At 69.3% G+C, this 19209-nt stretch carries 18 protein-coding genes; 7 read left to right on the top strand and 11 right to left on the bottom strand.

The features are described from left to right. Position 1 precedes the first annotated feature (1 nt). Positions 2-3475: an AfsR/SARP family transcriptional regulator gene (locus KME78_RS64250; RefSeq protein WP_246651037.1), complete on the bottom strand. Its 3474-nt coding sequence runs from the start codon at positions 3473-3475 to the stop codon at positions 2-4. A 274-nt stretch (positions 3476-3749) separates the two neighbouring features. Between KME78_RS64250 and KME78_RS14095 the strand changes: the two genes are divergently transcribed. Both KME78_RS14095 and KME78_RS14090 read left to right on the top strand, forming a co-directional pair. Further along, positions 3750-5261: an FAD-dependent monooxygenase gene (locus KME78_RS14095; protein ID WP_308126940.1), complete on the top strand. Its 1512-nt coding sequence runs from the start codon at positions 3750-3752 to the stop codon at positions 5259-5261. Between the two features lie 102 nt (positions 5262-5363). Beyond that, positions 5364-6026, top strand: coding sequence for a GDSL-type esterase/lipase family protein (locus KME78_RS14090; RefSeq protein WP_219529303.1), 663 nt, complete (start codon positions 5364-5366; stop codon positions 6024-6026). An 81-nt stretch (positions 6027-6107) separates the two neighbouring features. Here the strand turns inward: KME78_RS14090 and KME78_RS14085 are convergent, their stop codons facing one another. Beyond that, on the bottom strand, positions 6108-6497 hold the full coding sequence (locus tag KME78_RS14085) for a hypothetical protein (RefSeq protein WP_219529302.1): 390 nt from the start codon (positions 6495-6497) through the stop codon (positions 6108-6110). Between the two features lie 194 nt (positions 6498-6691). Between KME78_RS14085 and KME78_RS14080 the strand changes: the two genes are divergently transcribed. Beyond that, positions 6692-7675, top strand: coding sequence for a WD40 repeat domain-containing protein (locus KME78_RS14080; RefSeq protein WP_219529301.1), 984 nt, complete (start codon positions 6692-6694; stop codon positions 7673-7675). A 122-nt stretch (positions 7676-7797) separates the two neighbouring features. Here the strand turns inward: KME78_RS14080 and KME78_RS14075 are convergent, their stop codons facing one another. Beyond that, positions 7798-8202 carry a hypothetical protein gene (locus KME78_RS14075; RefSeq protein ID WP_219529300.1) on the bottom strand — a complete coding sequence of 135 codons (405 nt, stop codon included), beginning with the start codon at positions 8200-8202 and terminating at the stop codon, positions 7798-7800. A 226-nt stretch (positions 8203-8428) separates the two neighbouring features. Here KME78_RS14075 and KME78_RS14070 point away from each other — a divergent pair, with 226 nt between their 5' ends. Both KME78_RS14070 and KME78_RS14065 read left to right on the top strand, forming a co-directional pair. After that, a complete protein-coding gene (locus KME78_RS14070; RefSeq protein ID WP_219529299.1) occupies positions 8429-9211 on the top strand; it encodes a DUF899 domain-containing protein in 783 nt (260 codons plus the stop codon). Positions 9212-9269: 58 nt separating this feature from the next. Then, positions 9270-9704 (top strand): VOC family protein, encoded by a 435-nt coding sequence (locus tag KME78_RS14065; RefSeq protein ID WP_219529298.1) that lies wholly within the window; start codon positions 9270-9272, stop codon positions 9702-9704. 59 nt (positions 9705-9763) lie between these two features. Here the strand turns inward: KME78_RS14065 and KME78_RS14060 are convergent, their stop codons facing one another. Continuing rightward, complete coding sequence (locus KME78_RS14060; protein WP_219529297.1) at positions 9764-10174, bottom strand: hypothetical protein; 411 nt, start codon at positions 10172-10174, stop codon at positions 9764-9766. Positions 10175-10802: 628 nt separating this feature from the next. On the opposite strand from KME78_RS14060, the gene KME78_RS14055 reads away from it, so the two are divergent. Further along, positions 10803-11048: a hypothetical protein gene (locus KME78_RS14055; protein ID WP_219529296.1), complete on the top strand. Its 246-nt coding sequence runs from the start codon at positions 10803-10805 to the stop codon at positions 11046-11048. Between the two features lie 18 nt (positions 11049-11066). On the opposite strand, the gene KME78_RS14050 is transcribed toward KME78_RS14055, so the two are convergent. The 5 genes from KME78_RS14050 to KME78_RS14030 form a co-directional block, all read right to left on the bottom strand. After that, positions 11067-11732: a DUF4097 family beta strand repeat-containing protein gene (locus KME78_RS14050; protein ID WP_219529523.1), complete on the bottom strand. Its 666-nt coding sequence runs from the start codon at positions 11730-11732 to the stop codon at positions 11067-11069. Positions 11733-11895: 163 nt separating this feature from the next. Then, positions 11896-13998 (bottom strand): ArnT family glycosyltransferase, encoded by a 2103-nt coding sequence (locus KME78_RS14045; protein ID WP_219529295.1) that lies wholly within the window; start codon positions 13996-13998, stop codon positions 11896-11898. A gap of 26 nt (positions 13999-14024) precedes the next feature. Further along, positions 14025-15200 carry a bifunctional glycosyltransferase family 2/GtrA family protein gene (locus tag KME78_RS14040; RefSeq protein WP_308126939.1) on the bottom strand — a complete coding sequence of 392 codons (1176 nt, stop codon included), beginning with the start codon at positions 15198-15200 and terminating at the stop codon, positions 14025-14027. A gap of 438 nt (positions 15201-15638) precedes the next feature. Then, complete coding sequence (locus tag KME78_RS14035; RefSeq protein WP_246651036.1) at positions 15639-16256, bottom strand: TetR/AcrR family transcriptional regulator; 618 nt, start codon at positions 16254-16256, stop codon at positions 15639-15641. A 232-nt stretch (positions 16257-16488) separates the two neighbouring features. Then, positions 16489-17589 (bottom strand): SMI1/KNR4 family protein, encoded by a 1101-nt coding sequence (locus KME78_RS14030; protein ID WP_219529293.1) that lies wholly within the window; start codon positions 17587-17589, stop codon positions 16489-16491. Positions 17590-17980: 391 nt separating this feature from the next. Between KME78_RS14030 and KME78_RS14025 the strand changes: the two genes are divergently transcribed. Further along, on the top strand, positions 17981-18295 hold the full coding sequence (locus tag KME78_RS14025) for a hypothetical protein (protein ID WP_219529292.1): 315 nt from the start codon (positions 17981-17983) through the stop codon (positions 18293-18295). Between the two features lie 248 nt (positions 18296-18543). Here KME78_RS14025 and KME78_RS14020 read toward each other — a convergent pair whose 3' ends face one another. Together KME78_RS14020 and KME78_RS66125 are read right to left on the bottom strand one after the other, a co-directional pair. Next, complete coding sequence (locus KME78_RS14020; RefSeq protein WP_219529291.1) at positions 18544-18975, bottom strand: hypothetical protein; 432 nt, start codon at positions 18973-18975, stop codon at positions 18544-18546. 86 nt (positions 18976-19061) lie between these two features. After that, positions 19062-19196: a hypothetical protein gene (locus KME78_RS66125; RefSeq protein WP_281428720.1), complete on the bottom strand. Its 135-nt coding sequence runs from the start codon at positions 19194-19196 to the stop codon at positions 19062-19064. Between the last annotated feature and the right edge of the window lie 13 nt (positions 19197-19209).

Here is a 19209-nt window from a genome sequence, read left to right as displayed (position 1 = left end):
CCTACCTATGCATGAAGCCGCCGGGCCCCTTCACCTCCCGGCGCTGCCGGGCCGGGTCGACTTCGGTCACGGCCGTCTTCCCGTCCAGCTCCCAACCCTTCCCGTACGCCGCGGCGAAGGCTTCCTCGCCCAGCGCGGCCTGCCCTCGGTGGGTGAGCTCGCGTACCTGCTGATCGGTGCGGTCGTGGGTGCCGCGCAGCCGGGAGGCGGCGCCGAGCAGGACGGCCGACTCGTGATGCCGCCCGTGCGCCGCCGCGAGCGCGGCCGCGGTCACCGCCCCCAGCGACAGGATCGGCAGGTCCCGGGTCTCCAGCGCCGCCGCGTACGCCTTCGCCAGCGTCTCCTCCGCGCCGGCCAGGTCGCCCAGCTCCAGGCGGAGCGCGGCCCGCACGTTGCCGGCCAGCGCCCGCGCGTGGTGACCGGGGAACGTGGTGTCGCCGTGCAGAGCCCGTTCGGCGCCGTCAAGCAGCGCCCGCGCCCGGTCCAGCTCGCCGAGCCGCACCCGGAAGGCGGCCTCCCACGCGTCGACCAGGGCCGGCAGCTCCGGCGAGTTCGCGCGCAGTGCCCGCTCGCGGGCCGAGTCGATCATCGCGATCGTCGCGTCGGTGTCGCCGCGCCGCAGGTGCAGGTCGATCCAGCGCAGGTCGCTGAACACCTCGTCGCCGAGGCTGAGTGAGCCGAACTCGCCGGCCAGCGACTGCGCCTCGCGCAGGTCGGCCAGCGCGCCGTCGAGGTCGCCGTCGTACTGACGCTGCTGGGCGCGCATCGGCAGCACGGTGGCCTGGCCCCAGCGGTCGCCGGCCTGCCGGAAGCAGGCCAGGGCCGCTTCCACGTCGGTGCGCATCTTGTCCAGCTCACCGGCGTTCTCGGCGAACTGGGCCCGGAACATACGCGCCAACCCGGACAGCCACACGTCGTCGCCGTCGGCCAGGCGCTGGATGATCGTGAGCGTGGTCTTCACCTCCTGCCCGAACGCGAGCGGGAGCGCGGCGAGCGCGCCGTACGGGCCCGGCAGCTCGGGGTAGGCGAGCAGCCGGTCGGCCAGCTCGCCCATCCGCGCCTGGTCGTACGCGGCCTCCTCGGCGGTCGTCCCCGGCCGGGTGCCGACCCGGTTGATCAGGTAGATCGCGTGGGCGCAGTCACGGTCGGGCGTCGGCTCACCGCCGGGCACCGCCAGTGCCTCGCCCAGCCAGTAGGCCGCGTCGGCGTGTCGGCCGAGCATCTGCCAGTACCAGGTCAGGTTCAGGGCGAGAGCGACCGCGCCGGTGGCGTCGCCGGTGTCGCACCGCCGGCGCAGGGCGGCCAGCGTGTTGTCATACTCGGCGCTGATAACTCGCATGGCCGCCAGCTGGCCGGGGCCGCTCAACTGCGGGTCGCACCGGGCCATCAGCTCGGCGAAGTATCCGGCGGCCAGGTCGCGGACGGTGCCGAGGTTGTCTGTCTCGGTCTGGCGGTCGGTGCCGAGGTTGTCTGTCCCGGCCAGGCCGTCGGTGCCGAGGTCGCCCCTCTCGGCCAGGCCGTCGGTGCCGAGGTTGTCTGTCCCGGCCAGGCGGACGGTGCCGAGGTCGCCCCTCTCGGCCAGGCGGTCGATGCCGTACTCGCGCAGCGTCTCCAGCATGCGGTAGCGGCCCGGGTCGGGCGCGAGCTGCAGCAGCGACCGGTCGACCAGGCCCGCGAGCAGCTCGGGAATCTCGGCGGCCGGCACCGCCGTGCCGGCGCAGACCGCGGTGGCCGAGGCCGGCGTGACGCCGCCGGACAGGATCGAGACGCGTTCGGCGACCGTACGCTCGTGCTCGCTCAGCAGCTCCCAGCTCCAGGCGATGACCGCGCGCAGCGTACGGTGCCGGGGCAGCGCGGTGCGGCTGCCGGTGGTGAGCAGCCGGAACCGGTCGGACAGCCCGTCGGCCAGCTCGGGCAGCGACAGCGTGCGCAGCCGGGCCGCGGCCAGCTCCAGCGCCAGCGGCATCCCGTCCAGGCCGCGGACCACCCGCCGGACCTCGGGCAGCGTCGTCTCGTCCACGTCGAAGCCCGGGCGCACGGCCGCGGCCCGTTCGGTGAACAGGCGTACCGAGGCCGCCCGCCGGGCCTGCTCGACGCCGTCGTCCGGCTCGGGCAGCGCGAGCGGGCCGAGTGGCACCAGCGCCTCGCCGTCGACCGCGAGGGGCTCGCGGCTGGTGGCGAGCACGCGCAGCCCAGGGCAGCGGGGCAGCAGTGCCGCGACCAGGTGGGCCACAGCGTCGATCAGGTGCTCGCAGTTGTCGACCAGCAGCAGGCTCTCCCTGCCGCCGAGCTGGTCGACGAGTACGTCCAGCTCGTCGCCTTCGATCCGCATCCGGGCCTCGAACATCGCGCCGCCACGCAGCCCGATCCCGGCGAGCACGGCCGCGCCGACCTTGGCCGGCTCGGTGACGGAGGCGAGGTCGATCATCCAGGCGCCGTCGCGGTACTGGTGGCGGTGGCGGCGGGCGGCCTCGACGGCGAGGCGCGTCTTGCCGGCGCCGCCCGGGCCGAGCACGGTGACCAGGCGGCCGGCGGCGAGCAGCGTGTCGATCCGGGCGAGGTCGTCGTCACGGCCGATGAAGCTGGTCAGGGGCGCGGGCAGGTTACTAGGTCTGGTCTGCGCGGCGACGGCAGTGGTGTCGGCGGCGGTGGCGCTGGTCTGCGCGGCACTGGTGACGGCGTCGGCGGTTTGCGCGGCGCTGGCGGTGGTGGTGGCGGCGGGTCGATCGGCGCGTAGTAGGCGCAGGTGGCGCTCGCCCAGGGCGGTGCCCGGGTCGGCGCCGAGGACGTCGGCCAGGGTTTCGCGGACCCGTTCGTACAGGGCCAGGGCCTCGGCCTGGCGGCCCTGGGCGGCGAGCGCGTCCATGAGCAGCGCGGCCGCCCGCTCGTAGACCGGCTGCTCGGCGAGCAGAGCGGCCAGGCGGGCGGCGGCCGCGTCGGCACGCCCCAGGGACAGCTCGGTCTCGGCGAGATCGGCGACGGCCTCGACCGAGGCGTGGGCCAGCCGGGTCGCGACGGCGGGCGCTACCGCGGCGACGACCGTGGGCTCGGCGCCGGGACGCTCGCCCCACAACGCCACGGCCTCGCCGAGCAGCAACGCCGCGCCGTTCGGGTCGCCGGCGCGCAGACGGTCACGGCCGGCGGCGGCGAGCTGCTCGAACCGCAGCGCGTCCACGTCGGCCGCGTCCACGTCCAGCCGGTAGCCGCCCCCGACCTGCGCGACGTCACCGGCCGAGCCGAGGGTCCGGCGCAGCCGCGAGACAAGGGCCTGCAGGGCGTGGGCGGGACCGGCCGGCGGGTCCTCGGCCCAGATCGCGTCGACCAGGACGCCCTGCTCGACCGCGCGCCCGCCGGCGAGCGCCAGCCGTACGACCAGTCCCTGCAACCGCGCACCCGGAACGGGCAGGGCGGCGTCATCGCGAGACGCCTGAAAGCCGCCGAGCAGCGTGACGCGAAGCCGCGCACCCCCGTCCATCTCCCGATCCTCGCGCACGCACCCTCGGGTCCCCAAATCATCCGCTCACGGGCGTTGTCATGCCGACCTGAGCAGCCCGCCGGGTGCTCGATCGAACGCAGCGCGAACCGCGTCGCAGGGCGCGAGTGTCAGCGCCATGTGCGCCCCCGTGAGCGCCGTGTGTGCCCCGTGTGAGCGGCCCGCTTCAGTCTTTGGGTGCCTGCGGAGAAGCAGGACGGCGAGCTTCGAAGCCTCGGAAACCTCGATGCGTCGGTGCCTCGGAAAGGGAGTTCTCGTGCATGACGTAGTGATCGTGGGCGCCGGCCCGGTCGGTCTGTTCCTTGCCTGCGAGCTTGGCCTCGCGGGCTGCTCTGTCCTGGTGCTTGAGCGGGATCAGGAGCCCCGCTCGCCGTGGAAGGCGGACCCGCTCGGGATGCGGGGCCTGTCCGCCGCGTCGGTCGAGGCGTTCTACCGCCGCGAGATGCTGCACCCGCTGCTGAAGGCGTCGGGCGTCAACGACTATCCCGACGGGGACGAGCCGTCACCATCCCCTCGTGGCGTGGGCCACTTCGCCGGCATGATGCTCGATCCGGCCAAGGTCGACGTCGCCGCCCTGCCGTTCCGGCTGCCCAGCCCGGCGACGGAAGGCGTGATGACGAACCTCGAAGCGATCGAGACGGTACTGTCCGAGCGGGCATCCATGCTCGGCGTGGAGATCAGGCGCGGCGTCATGGTCTCAGCCATCACGCAGGACGATGAGGGCGTGGTCGCGCGAGCCGGCGAGCACGAGTACGCGGCGCGCTGGCTCGTCGGCTGCGACGGCGGCCGCAGCGCGGTGCGCGGGCTCGCGGGCTTCGACTTCGTCGGCACCGAGCCGCAGTTCACCGGCTACGCCGTGCACGCCACCATCGCCGATCCCGAGAAGCTGCGCCCTGGGTTCAATCCGACGCCGACTGGCATGTACCTCCAGACGCCCCTGAAGGGGCACATCGGCATGATGGAGTTCGACGGCGGCGCGTTCGATCGCTCGCGGCAGCCGACCCTCGAACATCTCCAGGCGGTTCTGCGCCGTGTATCCGGCACCGACGTGACGCTGAGCGAGGTCCATCTCGCCTCCAGCTATACCGATCGGGCGATGCAGACGACGACCTACCGGCAGCGGCGCGTCCTGCTCGCGGGCGACGCCGCTCACATCCACTCCCCCCTCGGAGGGCAGGGACTCAACACCGGCATCGGCGACGCCCTGAACCTGGGATGGAAGCTCGCGGCGACCGTACACGGGCACGCGCCGGACGGGCTGCTCGACACCTACACCCGCGAGCGCCATCCGATCGGCGCATGGGTGCTCGACTGGACGCGCGCCCAGGTGGCGGCCATGAGGCCGGACCCGCATGCCCAGGCGATCCAAGGAGTGGTTCGCGACCTGATCGGGACCCGTGACGGTACGACGTACTTGTTCGACAAGATGTCGGGATCGTCGATCCGCTACGACCTTGGCAGCGAGCATCCGCTGGTCGGCCGTAACGCGCCGGATTTCCGTTTCGAGGACGGCACTCGCCTCGGCGACCTGATGCGGGACGGACGAGGCGTCGCGCTCGATTTCAGCATCGACCGACGCCTACAGGGTTCGGCGATGGGCTGGGAGAGCCGGGTTCGGTATGCGGCCGGGGCGGCGAGAAACGACCTCGGATCAGGTGCCGTGCTTGTCCGACCTGACGGCATAGTCGCCTGGGCAGGTGACCGCGACCCTGATCGTGAAGCTTTTGAGCGGGCCGCCGGCCATTGGTTCGGCAATCCGGCCAGCTAGTTCCTTTATCGGCGCCGCAGGCCTTGAAAACGGCGCTCAGAAAATAAATTCGCCGCCCGAACTTCAACGTTTTCATCACTCAACCGAGTTATTGGAGCGCACATGACAATCTCCCTCCGACCGGGAAGCACCGTAATGTTCACCGGCGATTCGATCACCGACTGCCAGCGACTTGAGAGCGAAGACGGTCTCGGGTTCGGCTACCCGCTGCGCGTCGCCGGAGAGTGGGGACTCCGGCACCCGGACAGGCCCATGACCTGGCTGAACACCGCCATCGCCGGCGAAAAGGTGATGGACCTCGAAGCCCGATGGCAGGCGGACGTGCTCGACGCGCGCCCGGACGTGGTGTCGATCCTCGTCGGCGGCAATGACGTGGCCTGGCACACGTACGACCCGGACGGCTACGTGATCTCCGCGGAGGAGTACGCGGCGGGTTACGACCGCCTGCTCGCCCCCCTCGCCGAGGCCGGCACCGACCTGATCCTCATCGAGACGTTCCTCCTGCCGATCAGCGGAAGCGTCGAGGTCGGCGACGTGTACGTCGGCGAGAAGGAGCGGAAGGAGTGGCGCGCCGACCTCGACCCGAAGATCCAGGTCGTCCGCGAGCTCGCCCGCAAGTACGGCGCGCACCTGCTCGCCGCCGACGGCATGTTCGCCGAACTCGCCGCGACGACCGGGCCGGAGTACTGGGCCGCGGACGGCGTACACCCGACGCCGGCCGGTCACGCCGCACTCGCGGCGGCCTGGCTGCGCCTGGTCGCGTGACCGCACCTGATCGCGTGCAGCGCCAAGCCGAAGGGTCCCAGGGCCCTTCGGCTTGGCCGCGCAACCAATAGACGGCGAGGGCTACATTCTCCCGGGCGTGGTGGTCCAGCCCGTCTCTGCACGCCGAACCAGCATCAAAAACATGACCAGCACCGCGCCCGCTGAATAGTGCAGGATCGGCCCGGACTCCACGATTTTCCAACCTCCGAAACGGAGCGTGTCCATGCACCCATCCATGACGATCTGGATGGCGTAGGGAATCGTGAACACCCCAGCGATCACCACGAACAACGCCGCCGTCACCCACCCGGCGATTGTCCCTATGGTCTCCCCGTTGATATCTATCAGCCAGCCGACATTCGCGAAGGGTTCAATAGCACATGAGATGCGGATAAAGCTCTGCGTCGAATAGTCCGGTCCTTCGGGGAAGTACCACCAGACGGTACGCAAGGCGGGAGCCGCCAGGGTCAACAAAGGCACCCCCCAGCGCGGGGGAACCACCGGTAACGGAAGCAAGAGGGCCGCCACGTGGTCGTAGATGGAGCCGCCCAGCCTAGATCATCTCTGGCAGCAGTAGAGCAGCTGGTCGTTTTCTCGCGCTCGACGTGCCAGGCCGACAAGATCCGTGGTGAGATGCCTTGCCGTCCGTGAGAGCATCAGCGGCTGTGACAGATGCTCCCCATCGACTGCTGTGTCGGCTTGACGAATACTTCCACGTCAGCGTTGTCGCCTGCCCGAATGACTTGAGCGTGGTGCTGGCCGGGGCCGGTGCGACCAGTAACAACGATCTCGGTGAGGTGCTGTTGCTGCGGCCGGATCCCGACGCCGAAGAGCCGAACCAGATTGCCGTACTGGCGGAGCAGTCGACAGCGGTGGACGCGGTGTTCAGCCCTGACGGTGCGCGGGTGACCGTCGGGTACACGGACATCGGCGGTGGCAGCGATGGTCCGGGAACATACGGGCTCGACGGAGTCCTCCGACATAGCTTCGCCATCGGTGAGGAGTTCGAGGCGGATGGCGACTGGGAGGGTGACATCGCCTTCGACCGACTCGCCCAGTCCGGCGACGGGCAATTGCTTGCCGGTGGCAGCCTCGTGGTGAACGCGGTGACCGTGGCCGACTCGGCAACAGGTCGTATCCTACTGACCATGCCGGATGCGACCGGGCCTGCGGCACTGGACCACACCGGCGGGCGCCTGGCGTACGCCCGACCAGACGGCCGGGTCTCGGTACGAGAGATGATTTCCGGTGCTGCCCTGTCCACCTGGGACACCGGCCTTCCTGCGGTACACGCGTTGGCATTTTCCCCGGATGGCGCCGGGCTTGTCGCAGCCGGTGGAGACCGTCCGACCGCTTGTCTGTTCACCGCGGACGGGGATCGAACGGACGTGATGGTGGCCGATCCCGCACTCACGATCGATGCCACGCTGCCCTGGACGGCCATATCGACGCGAGCCTGCTGGACCAGCCGCGGCCCAGCCGTGTTCACCGCTGACGACTACCTGGCCGTGCTGTTCGACGCCACCAACGGCCGCGTTCTTTGGACCGGCTCCGACCAGACCGTCGCCTCGTTCACCCCAAATGGTCGAATATTTGTTGCATCGAGCTCCGATGGCATCAGCGCCTGGTTCCTCGACGCGCTTGCCTGAGATGCTCCAGGGTTGATGATCTTGCGGAGACGTTCGTCGGCTGCGTGATTAACATGCCGTCGTGTCACGGGGGTCCGGAGAGGACCCCCGTGACGAGCTGTGGCTGTGCGGGGCGACATTCATCAAGCGGCGTCGAGGGCTGCGGTGATCTTGCGGGCCATCTCGGCCAGGGTGGGGCTGGGCTCGCCCTGATGGGTCTGGGCGGCTGCGTCGATGGCGACGATGACGGTGCCACGGAAGTTGTCGGCCTCTGCCGGATCCTGCTCGTTCAGCAGGACCATGGCCGCCGTCAAGGCCGGCAGCACCTGATCGGCCAGCTCGGCCACGGACTTGCCGTACTTCACGCCCTTGGGCGCCTTGGTGACCACGTGCCCGACCAGGCCGGTCGCCGACGTCAGCGCGATCGAGCCGTGCGTGGCGACCTTGTGGGCCGAGCCGGCGGCGCCAGCGGCCGACATCAACGAGACGGCACCCCACGCGGCGACCCGCAGAGTGAGCTTGTCCTGGTCGGAAAGGGTGACAGACATGGCGGTGTGCTCCTTCGCATCAAATGGACGGCCGGTGGCCGCGATCGCTGAGCCGTTCATGGGTCAACCATCGCCGACCGCTCTGATACCGGACCGTCGCTGCACTGACACGGCCACTGACACGACACGCCGCATGTGTCGGTGCGATGAGTTTTGGCCGGGTCGCGAGTCTGTTCAGATGACCGTCGTACGACGCCGCCTGTCACGAGACACCACGGAGGACACCATGACGACTTCGCCGAGTGACCCGACCACCGCGCTGCCCGGCCGCCCGCCCATCGTCGACCTGGCCACCTGGCAGGCCGCCCGTGACGAGCTGCTGGTCCGCGAGAAGGCCCACACCCGCGAGGGCGACGCCATCGCCGCAGCCCGCCGCCGGCTGCCGATGGTGGAGCTCGACGGGACGGTCGAGGTCGTCGGACCTGACGGTCCGGTCCCGTTCCTGGACCTGTTCCAGGGCCGCGACGAGCTCGTGGTCTACAAGCACATGTGGTACGACGGCGCGCCGCATCAGGGGCAGTGCGAGGGCTGCACCACCATGGCCTGGCACCTGAAGGACGCCGTCTACCTCAACGCACGCGGCGTCTCGTTCGCCATCCTGACCACGGGCCGGTGGGAGGAGGTGGCCTCCTACGTCGAGTTCATGGGCTACACCCAGCCCTGGTACTCGGTGCGCGACGTGGACGCGCCGATCGGCGGCAGCATGGGTTACCTCACCGGCTTCCTGCGCGACGGCGACCGCGTGTTCCTCACCTACTCCACGACGGGCCGCGGCAACGAGGCGGTCAGCGGGTCCTTCGCCCTGCTCGACATGACGCCGTACGGCCGGGGCGAGACGTGGGAGGACAAACCCGAGGGCTGGCCCGAGGGGGCCCACGCGTGCTGGTACTGGCGCTCGGACGCGGACGGGAGCGCCACCTGGGGCCCGACCAGCCGCCCCGTGCCGCAGTGGACCCGCCCCGGCGCGACCCCCGTGGAGACCCTCGGCCGGAACGGCCACCACCACTGACAGGCCTTCGTCGCCGGCGAACGTGGTTGGCCATCATCGGGGAGAGTAACGTGATCGCATGGAACAGCGAATCACTCTGATCACGCTGGGGGTCTCCGATCTCGCTCGCGCCAAGGGCTTTTACCAGGCCCTGGGCTGGCGGGGGCAAGAAGTCGAGGAGACCGTCTTCTTCCAGGCCGGGGGCCTAGGACTGATCCTGTGGGGTCGCGACAAACTCGCGAAGGACTGCGGTCTGGAGCCCGGGCCGGCGGTCGGTTTCGGCGGGATCGCCCTGGCACACAACGTCCGGTCCGATGCGGAGGTTGATGCTCTGCTCGCGGCGGTGGAGCGGGCTGGTGGGAGCATCACCAAGCCCGCGGCCACCAATGCCATCGGGTTCTACTCCGGTGCCTTCGTCGATCCGGACGGCCACGCCTGGGAGATCGCGCACAATCCCGGGTTCCCCCTCGCGGAGGACGGTTCGATCACTCTGCCTGACTTCGGCAGCCTCTAGCTTCGGTCTGCGGGGGGTAGCGGATCCGCCGCCGCCCCTGATCTCGGCTCTTTCCTACATTACTTCAGGCACTTGTCGGTCGCTTTCCAATAGGGCTTGTTCGACGGAGTGAGACCCTTGATTTTCTCGTCCGAGATCGAACCCTCGATATAGCGTTTTAGGTCGTCCCCATCGCCGTACTCCAACGCGAGTTCGGCCAGGCAGGACATAACCGACTCAGACAGGTCCCCAACGTCCGGTTCGCTCTTCATCTTCTTCAGCAGGGCGGCCTTGGTGACGCCTCCGCGAGGGCTCGGCCGGGGGGTCTTCTTTTTGCTGGTAGCGGTGGTGGGGCTGGAGTCCTGGCCGGCGTCGGCCGCGGCGGTCTGGCTTGCGGCGGTCCCAGAAGTACCGCAGGCGCTGAAACTGGCGCACAGGATCACTACTCCCATCCCTAAGGCGAGGCGATGGGCAGCGCGAGGTATATTCATGGAATTCTCCCTTGAATGCTATGTGCCAGTTAATGGCAGGTCAGCGACGCTCTTCGCCGGATGGCGTGGACCTTAAAGGCCTTGCACCAACGGATGACGCGCCGTCACGACGCACAGGCACTCGGTCATCACTTCTCCTGTTTGGTCGCGGCCGACCTTGAAGGATTTTACGAGGCCGATCTTCCGTTCCTCTTCCGTTCCGGTTCCGTTGGGCGGCAGTAGGCTACCGAGCCAGCAGTGCCGCGGACGTGGACCGCTCCGGTGCGCCGATGACCGTGAACAACGCATGGGCCTATCCCCAAAGCCCCCGGGACTCCTCACGCCCCCTTCCCTTCACGGCATAACCGAGCGTCGTAGTCCAGCCCCGGCACGTTCAGAAGATTGGACGTGAGCGCCGGCCTCAGCGGCCGGTCCGTCTCGTCACGTGCGTCCGCGTACCTGCCCTGGCGGTAGAGGAACTCCGCGCGGCTGACGGTCGTCTTCGACGGCGAGGCAGGGATTCTCGGCCGCCCCGAGCTGAACATTTTCGTCGCGGTGCCGGAGCCGGGCGCGGTCTTCGTCGCAGCGCTTCAGGAGACCGGCTCGCTCGACGAGGCCACCGCGGGCCGGCGAGGTCGCGGGCGAGCAGGTGGACGGCACGGACTTCGTCGAGGGGCTCACCGCAGCGGGCCTGCTCGACCCACCGGCCGGCGTGCTGCCACTGGCCGTCTCGCTGGGGCGCTGGGCCCTGACACAGCTCGGTGGCAGCGCGATCGGCTCGTCGGGGTTCTGGGAGGCGCTCGCCGTGGCCGTGTACATACTCGTGCAGCTGGGCCTGCCGCCACTGCTGGCCCTTCGCGAGCGCCGCCTGCGCCGGGCCGGCGAACTCCTCTGAGGCGCCGCTGCTCCCGGATCACAGGCTGCGGGCGGTGATGTCGCCGTGGGAGGTGGTGGCGTGGATGTCGAGTTCGGTGGTGCCGTCGTTCTTGAGGGCGTTGGTGATGCGGCCGTGGCTGGTGCCGGCGTTCAGGGCGGCCGAGACGCCGGTGGCGGCGGTGATCGAGATGTCGCCGGACTGGGTGCGGAGCACGACCTTGCCGCCCGTGGCTTCGGCGATCCGGATGTCGCCCCGGGAGGTGCTGATCTCCGCGGGGCCGCCCAGCCGGCCGACCTCGACGTCGCCGTCGACCGCGGTCAGGCGGACGCTCGCCGCCTCGTCGATGCTGATCTGGCTGTAGGCACCGTCGAAGACGACATCGCCGAGGCGGCCGACCGCCTGGAGTTCGGTGCTGGCCGCCTTGGCCTCGATGCGGGAGCCGGCGGGCAACTGGATCGTCACCTGGATGGATCCGGACGGGCCGAAGTACTGGTTGTTCGCCTCGGCGCTCTCGATCCGCAGGAGGCCGTCGGCGTAGGCGACCGTGGTCTGCTCGGCCGCCTTCACATCACGGCTCTTGGCCGCGTTCACGGGCACGATCTCGACGGTGGTGTCGGCCCGGTCGGCGGCGATGAACCGCACGCGCCCGGCGGGGATGTCCAGGACGGCGGAGATCGGGGCGGGGGTGTCGAACGTCTGCATCATGCTCTCCTGCGTTGTTGTCAGCTGGTCGTGGCCCAGTTCGCAGCCCCGAGGCCGCGATCGCTGAACCGTTCATGGCTCAACCATCACCGACCGCTCTGATAACGCACCGTCGCCACCCTGACGCCGCCACTGACATGGCCGACACCTTGGCCCCCGTACGTCAGTGCTTCGCGGCGCAGTCGTAGAGGGTGGTGGCGCCTCCCATGGCGCCACCGGTCGTTGGGCTGCCCGGCGTGGGGCTGACGGGACGTCCCCCGTACGCGCTGGCGGGGACTTCGGTGCAGTTCTGCTTCATCCATTGCGAGCGTTGTGTGCTCGTTTCGCCCATCATGGCGCCGAAACCGCCCCAACCGGATCCCATGACGAAGCGCAACTGCCCGGAACTCGTCCACTCCTCCAACTGCCGAACGCTCGGCGCATCGTCAATACCGATGAAGCCGCCCATGCCGATGACCGTGGCGTCGCTGTTCAGGATGAACGTGGAGGCGAACATGGCGCCCCCCTCGGCCGCGAGCTTGATCCGGGCGGAGCCGGAGTTCTTGACGGCATAGTCGAGGATCTTGCGCTGGTCGGTGGTGAGCTCGGCGCCTCCGCCTGGAAAGCCTCCGGAGAACCCAGGTGGCATGCCACCGCTCCCGCCGGGGAAGCCTTCGGGAAGCTCCATCCCTTCCGGCAACTCCATCCCTTGCGGCAGCTGTGTTCCTGAAGGGAGCTCCATGCCTGGTGGGAGTTCGAACCCGCCCATGGCCGGGCCGCCCCCACGGCCGAAGGGCATACCCGACGGACCTGCGGTGGGGTTGGCGCCACCCATCGCCGAAGTGGAGCCGGGGACGCTGAACGCCCAGGCCGCCGGAGCCGACAGAACTGCCAGGACCGCGACGCCGAAGGCGGCGGGAAGAAGCCGTCGCCGACCGGCGGACAGGAGCAGCAGCACGACCGCCGCCACTCCGGCCGCTACCACAAGCCACACCAGCCAGCCGTTCCAGGACGGGACCCGCTCGATCACGACATATGCCCAGACCGTGGTCACCGCGACGGCGCCGACTCCCAACGGGAGTGGCCAGCGGGCCCCCGCGCGGTGGGCGCGGGCCAGCGTCGCGGCGAAGCCGGCGGTGATGGCGGCGATGGCGGGGGCCAGTTGCGTCGTGTAGTACGGGTGGAAAGTTCCCTGCTGCGTGGCGAACACCAGGCCGCAGACCACCAGCCAGGTGCCCCACAGCACCCATCCGGACGCGGCGAGCGGCTCACCGAGCGTCATGACTCCGCGCCGGCGCAATACGGCAACGGCCACGGCCAGCACCAGCGCCACCCCGCACAACGGCAGCAGCCAGCTGATCTGCCCGCCGACCTGGTCGTTGAACAGCCGTCCCAGACCGGCCGCGCCGCCGAAGGAGACGCTGAAGCCGCCCGCGCCGCCGCTGCTCCCGCCGAGGATGCGCCCCAGCCCGTTGTAGCCGATGACCAGGTCCCACGCACTGCCGTCGGTGCTGCCGCCGATGTACGGGCGCTCTCCCGGCCAGAACGCGACCATCGCGACCCACCACAGCGAGGACACCACGAGAACGACGCCGCCGGCCAGCAGCTTGGCGAGCCGGCCGAGCCAGGGACCGCGCGCACCGACCAGCCATGCCGCCGCGAAGGCGGGGATCACCATCCAGGCGGCCAGCATCTTCGCCATGAAGCCGAGGCCGATCAGGAAGCCGGCGGCGCACAACCACCGCAGGCAAGCCCGGCCGGAATCCGTCCGCAAGGCCCGGGTCAGCGCGTACGCCGCCCCTACCAGCGTCAGCACCAGCAGGGTGTCCGGGTTGTTGTCGCGGTTGATCGCCACGGTGATCGGGGTCAACGTCAGGACCAGCGCGGCCAGCAGTCCGGCCACCTCTCCCGCCCACAGTCGTACGGTGCGATGCAGCACGAACACCGCGGCGACACCTGCCAGCACCTGGGGCAGGATCATCGCCCAGCCGTGCAGGCCGAAGATCTTGGTGCTGAGGACCTGCGGCCACAGCGCCGCCGGCGGCTTGTCGACGGTGATCACACCTGCTGGGTCGAAGGAGCCGAACAGGAAGTTCGTCCAGCTCTGGCCCATCGACTTCACGGCGGCGGAGTAGTAGCCGTTGCCCCAGCCGAGGGAACCCAGGGCCCAGCCGTACAGGCCGGTGGCCAGGAGCAGGATCACCGCGAGCGCGGCCGGAGCCGCCCAGCCGGGCAGCGGTCGGCCGGCGATGCGTGGCGGCGAGGGGAGTTCGGTGGTGTCGGTCATCTGTGTTTCTTCTTCTCCGAAGACGGTCAGGGGGTGCTACGGCGGAAGACGGCCAGCCGCAGCACCATGAAGCGGACGGCGGTGACCAGTACGGACGAGGCGGTGAGCACCAGCGTCTCGGCCCCGGCCGACGCCTCCGGCTGGACCTGGCGGAACAGCAGCACAGCGGCGGAGGTGACGACGTACCCGATCAAGAACAGGGCACCGGCCCCCAGGTGCGCGCGTCCGACCCCAGTGCCGGACCAGCGGAAGGTGAGACGCCGGTTGGCCTCGGTGTTGAGCACCGTCAGAACGATCAGCGAGACGAGGTTCGCGAGTACGGGCGGCCACCATGCGCGCAGCAGCCAGTACAGCAGGGCCTGCCCGACCGTCGAGAGCACGCCGATGGCGGCGAAGCAGCCGACCTCCCAGGTGATGCGGGAGCGCGCCCTGGCGGGGGCCAGTACGGCGTCGGGGTGCTCGGCGGCCGGGGCGGGGCGGGTCGGCAACGAGGCCCGCGCGGCGCCCGACGCCTTCATGCGGGCCACCCGCCACAGTCCGCGCAGGTCGTCCGTGGCGGTGCTGACGACGTCGACCCGGGTGTCCACGTCCTCGACCCAGTCGACCGGGACCTCGTGGATGCGCAACCCGTTGTGCTCGGCGAGCAGCAGCAGCTCGGTGTCGAAGAACCAAGCGTCGTCCCGCGTCCGTTCGAGGAGCGGGCCGAGCGCGTCCGTACGGGCGGCCTTGAATCCGCACTGCGCGTCGCTGAAGCGGGCTCCATGGGTGAGCCGGATGATCGCGTTGTAGCAGCGGGAGATCAGCTCGCGGCGCGGTCCGCGCACGGTACGCGAGCCGGGGGCCAGCCGGCTGCCGATGGCGAGGTCGGAGTGGCCGCTGGCGAGCGGGGCGATCAGCGGCAAGAGGGCGTCCAGGCGCGTGGACAGGTCGACGTCCATGTAAACGACGATGTCGGCCTCGCTGGCGCCCCACACCGTACGCAGCGCGAGCCCGCGTCCTTTCCTGTCGAGGTGGACCACGTCCGTTCCGGGCAGTTCGGCGGCCAGTTCCCGAGCCACCTCCAGCGTGCGGTCAACGCTCGCGTTGTCCGCCACGGTGATCCGCCAGGGGAACGGCATCCGCTCACGCAGGTGCGCGTGAAGGGTGCGCAGGCATCCCGGGAGCGCCCGCTCTTCGTTGTAGACGGGGATGACGATCTCCACCGTGGGACCCGGTGGGCTGAGCGGATCCGCTCTGTTCGAAAGCTGGAAGTCGCAAAGGGCGCCTGGGCCGCGCGTGTGCTTGGTCATTGATTTCCTCGAAGGGGAAACGGCGGGCGGGGCTCGGGTCAGCCGGAGGGGACCGGCTCCACGGCCGGCTCGGTCACGGTTGGTGCGGTCAATCCCGCTGTCAGGGTCACTAGTCAAGCCTCGTGGCCTCGCCCTCGGGGAACGTCCGCCCGAAGGAGGGTTCTGAGCTGCGACGATCGTGGTAGACGAGAACACGGGCTACCACGCCCGTGGTTACCGGCCGACCGCGCAGTCCCTGGGCGACAACGACTGGCGCGCTCAAGACAACAAGGCCCCGGCCGTGCCCGCTTGATCCGCTGCAGGAGCACGTCGGGCCACGCTGAATCGCTGGGCTTACTGGGCTTGCTGGGCTTAGGAGGCGGGCTGGCGCAGCGCCGGGAGCATGACCGCGTCCACGAAGTTCAGCACGTCGCCCTGGTCGGCCGGACGCCCCTCCATCACAGGAATGATCACGCTGAAGGCGATCAGCAGGTGCGCGCAGTAGGGGCGGGCGGGCGTGTCGGCGGGAATCTCGCCGCGGTCGACCGCCCGCCGCAACACCTCCTCCAAAGCCTCCTGCGCCGGTACGGTCAGTTGCTCACGCATTGTCTGCGCCAACTCAGGGTCGCCCAGCGCCGCATGCGAAAGCCCTGCCATCAACTCGTGCTCGGCCGGGGCGCCCGAGGTCACCTGGCGGGCGATCTCCCGCAGGTCGCCGCCCAGGGTCCCGGTGTCGACGTTGAACACATCGGGAGGCGGCTGGTGATGCTTGAGCGCCGCGAGGACCAGACCCGGCTTGCCGCCCCACTGCCGGTAGAGCGTGGCCGTGCTGGAGCGAGAGCGGGTCGCGACGGCGGGCATGGTGAGCGCCTCATAGCCGACCTCGCGCAGCAGCTCAACGACGACGCCGTACAACTCCGCCTCCCGCGCGGGGGTCAGACGGGTACGGCGGGCACCGGCGGCTTTCTCCGTGGCGGGCATCGGCTCCATCCGCATCACCAGAAACAGAAACGAGTCGTTTCGATACTAGGTGAGCCCACGGGGAACATGCCAGCCACCGGGCATAACTCGTAGAGGTCGCCCCACCAGCGACGCGCCTTGTTGTCCCAGATCCGGTAGCCGCCGGGGACGCCACGGCGGACGGCAAGACCTACCGGCCGTCCGTGAAGGTGCCGATCTCCCGTCCAGGCGCCCCGGGCGAGTCCCTGACCCAGGCACCGGTTCAGGCTGTTGGCGAAGGCAACTCGTCAAAAATGGTGACCCAGTCCGTTGAGGACGGCCAGTCGCGTTCGGGGCGGTGGGGGTGGACGCCGACGACGGCCAGCGGCGGCAGGCCGTCGAGTTCCGACAACTCCCGCCATTGGTCCTGGGTCACCTCCAGGTACCGCAATCCTTCCAGCTCAGCCACCGTGGCGATGTCGGCAACGGATGCCGCCGCGATGTCCAGCGCCCACAGGTTCGGCAGCGTACGGAGCGGAGCCAGCTCGACGGGCCGCGCGCAGGTGACCGACAGGGAACGCAGCTCCCGGTTTCGGGCCGGCACCGTCAGGTCGGGCGACTCCACATCGAGCTCCAGATACTCCACCGGACGGCCACCAAGTGGGGTCAGGTCGGGCGAACCCGTGCTCGACAGCGCCAGCGAACACACGTCGGGCACCGCGGCGAGGAACGCGCAATCCTCTACGTCGACCACCCGGGCCTCCTGCACACGTGAACCGGCCTGCATGGCCCGCGCGAGGGAGGGCCCACCGTCGCTGTAGATGGAGTGCTCGCCGGGCAGATCCGGCAGGTCCGCGTCGATCCACAGGCTCTTGTCGTGACGACGGTAGTCACCGCGTTCCAGCGCTTCCACCAGACGGCGCAGAAACGTGGTCACCGAGTCAGCGACGTACGTCGGCCCGTACGTGTAATCGACTCCGACCTTGATGACCTGTCCGGGACGACCGTTCGGCCCTGGATCCATGTCCACGGCGAGCCAGTTGCCGCCGGTGTCGAACGCGAACCGGATCCAGCCCGTACGCAGCGGCGACCTCCGGACGGTATTCGGGGGCTGGGTATCGAACACTGTCTGGCGCCAGGGTTCGTACTGCCATTCCCGCGCGATGTCGAGCCACTCGTCATCCTGGTCGCCGATCTCGGAAAGAGGGAGCCACTCTTGCCGGTCGAACAGCGGGTTGACGAGATCACCGTCACCGTCGGCGATGCCGTACAGCGCGCGAAGGTCTGGAGGCAGCACAACCCCGAGCTTCTTCTCCACCGCGGCGAGGTCCTCCTCACTCGCAGGCTCGGGGAGTGCTTCCTCGTATCCGAGGATCTGCGCCATCAGCCGCCGGTAGTGATGGAAGAGCCGCACCGCCTCGTCCGGATCACCAGCGGGCACCGCAGACTCAGGCCCTTCCTGCTCGTCACCCCGATCGGGCGGAACGAAGTCCCCGTTGATCACATAAAGGGACGGTGGCTTCTGCCGGGAGGATGTCGCCATGCCACCGCAACGTAGCAGCGGCCCCCGACAACCCCCACGTACTTTCGTATGTCCCTGCGCACGGGAAGCCGTACGCCGCCACCAACCGGCTCGTTCGGCTCTGGCTCGAGACTCGTTGGCACACCGACTTTCCGACCTAGCGGACGCTTCCGGGGTTCTGCGACCGTCTTCCTGTTCCGCGCATGTTCCGGATCTTGATGGCGCCTCTACGAGAGCTGGGAGACTGTGTGACATGAGCGAGATCGAGCGGCCACTCGTACGTGAGTTGTTCCCCGATCTCGTCGCCGAGCTCATCGCGTGTCTGAGAGAGGAAGGGGAGGAGGATCTCGCCATCGCCGTCTGGGACGTGCGGTTCCATGAGGCCTGCGGATGCGGTGATGATTTCTGCCAGAGCTTCTATACGGCCGAGCGACCGAATGGAGCGTACGGTCCCGGGCACAGATGCGTGCCGCTGCTTCCGGCGAAAGGCGATCTGATCCTTGACGTCGTTGAGGGACGGATCATGTACGTGGAGGTCCTGCACTACCCGAAGCTGCGGGCGAGCTGAAGCCGCAACCCGCGGCGGTGCGGCGGTCGGTCGGCGCGTTCGGTGGCTACGGCGCTACGGCGACGCCCCGCGCGGCGCGGCATCCTGCCGGGTCGCGGTCACGCGGGGCGGTCACCTTCAGCTCACCTTCCCGCGAACCGATCCGCTCGCCGCTCTCCCCCTACCTGAGGCGCCGACCGTGGGACCGGTCGAGATCGGCAAGTATCACCCCTTACGCTGCCGGGAGCCACCGGACACGGGCGGCCGGCTCAGCTGCAACGCGCGACGCGGGTCACGGAATACGGCTTGTAGACAGCGGCGTAGAACTTCTTCTTGCCCTTGGTGTGGGCGTTGACCGTCATGCAACGGTACTTGGCGGCCTTGTCGCCGACCGAGCCCTTCCGCACGAACATGATCTTGGCGCTGACCTTGTGGCTGCAGTGGTTGTTGAAGTAGATGGTCGCGCTCGTGTTGCCCTCGCCCCACGAGTAGTTGGCCCACTTGCCTCTGGGCTTGGAGCAACGGATGCTGTCGCGCTCGACCCCGGCCTGAGCTGACGCGGTGGTGGCCTTCGTCGCGGCGGTCTCCGTGCTCGTCCGTGCGGAGCCTGCCTGTGCGGAGGCTGCGTTTGCCGGTGCCAGCAGCATGGCCGTCGTGGCGGCGGAGCTGAGCAGAACGGATGTGAGCTTCTTGCAGTGCATGCTTCAACCTCATAAGAGCAAAGATCTTGACCGAATCAACCGTATCGGCCATCCCAATACTCTGTAAAATCGCGATTGTCCGCCCGTCAAGAAGATTGTTCGCTCAGCCCGGTGGCCTGCACGACCTCCGCGATGCCGGTGACCTCGGCACCGCGCTCCCAGAACAGGCGCACGACCCGGTCCAGCGCCACGTCGGGATCAAAATGCTTGACGTCCGGCAACTTCCTAGGCGCG

The organism is Nonomuraea guangzhouensis, assembly GCF_019396345.1.
GTDB lineage: Bacteria > Actinomycetota > Actinomycetes > Streptosporangiales > Streptosporangiaceae > Nonomuraea > Nonomuraea guangzhouensis.
The sequence above is the reverse complement of the archived record's forward strand: the minus strand, read 5'-3'. Positions and strand labels throughout refer to the sequence as shown.

Bases quoted from the DNA above. Each gene is read 5' to 3' on its own strand.
- KME78_RS14075 (WP_219529300.1), bottom strand. From the start codon at position 8,202: ATGTCTGTCACCCTTTCCGACCAGGACAAGCTCACTCTGCGGGTCGCC.
- KME78_RS14025 (WP_219529292.1), top strand. From the start codon at position 17,981: ATGAGCGAGATCGAGCGGCCACTCGTACGTGAGTTGTTCCCCGATCTC.
- KME78_RS64250 (WP_246651037.1), bottom strand. From the start codon at position 3,475: ATGGACGGGGGTGCGCGGCTTCGCGTCACGCTGCTCGGCGGCTTTCAG.
- KME78_RS14090 (WP_219529303.1), top strand. From the start codon at position 5,364: ATGACAATCTCCCTCCGACCGGGAAGCACCGTAATGTTCACCGGCGAT.
- KME78_RS14020 (WP_219529291.1), bottom strand. From the start codon at position 18,975: ATGCACTGCAAGAAGCTCACATCCGTTCTGCTCAGCTCCGCCGCCACG.
- KME78_RS14030 (WP_219529293.1), bottom strand. From the start codon at position 17,589: ATGGCGCAGATCCTCGGATACGAGGAAGCACTCCCCGAGCCTGCGAGT.
- KME78_RS14070 (WP_219529299.1), top strand. From the start codon at position 8,429: ATGACGACTTCGCCGAGTGACCCGACCACCGCGCTGCCCGGCCGCCCG.
- KME78_RS14035 (WP_246651036.1), bottom strand. From the start codon at position 16,256: ATGGAGCCGATGCCCGCCACGGAGAAAGCCGCCGGTGCCCGCCGTACC.
- KME78_RS14060 (WP_219529297.1), bottom strand. From the start codon at position 10,174: ATGAATATACCTCGCGCTGCCCATCGCCTCGCCTTAGGGATGGGAGTA.
- KME78_RS14065 (WP_219529298.1), top strand. From the start codon at position 9,270: ATGGAACAGCGAATCACTCTGATCACGCTGGGGGTCTCCGATCTCGCT.
- KME78_RS14050 (WP_219529523.1), bottom strand. From the start codon at position 11,732: ATGCAGACGTTCGACACCCCCGCCCCGATCTCCGCCGTCCTGGACATC.
- KME78_RS14045 (WP_219529295.1), bottom strand. From the start codon at position 13,998: ATGACCGACACCACCGAACTCCCCTCGCCGCCACGCATCGCCGGCCGA.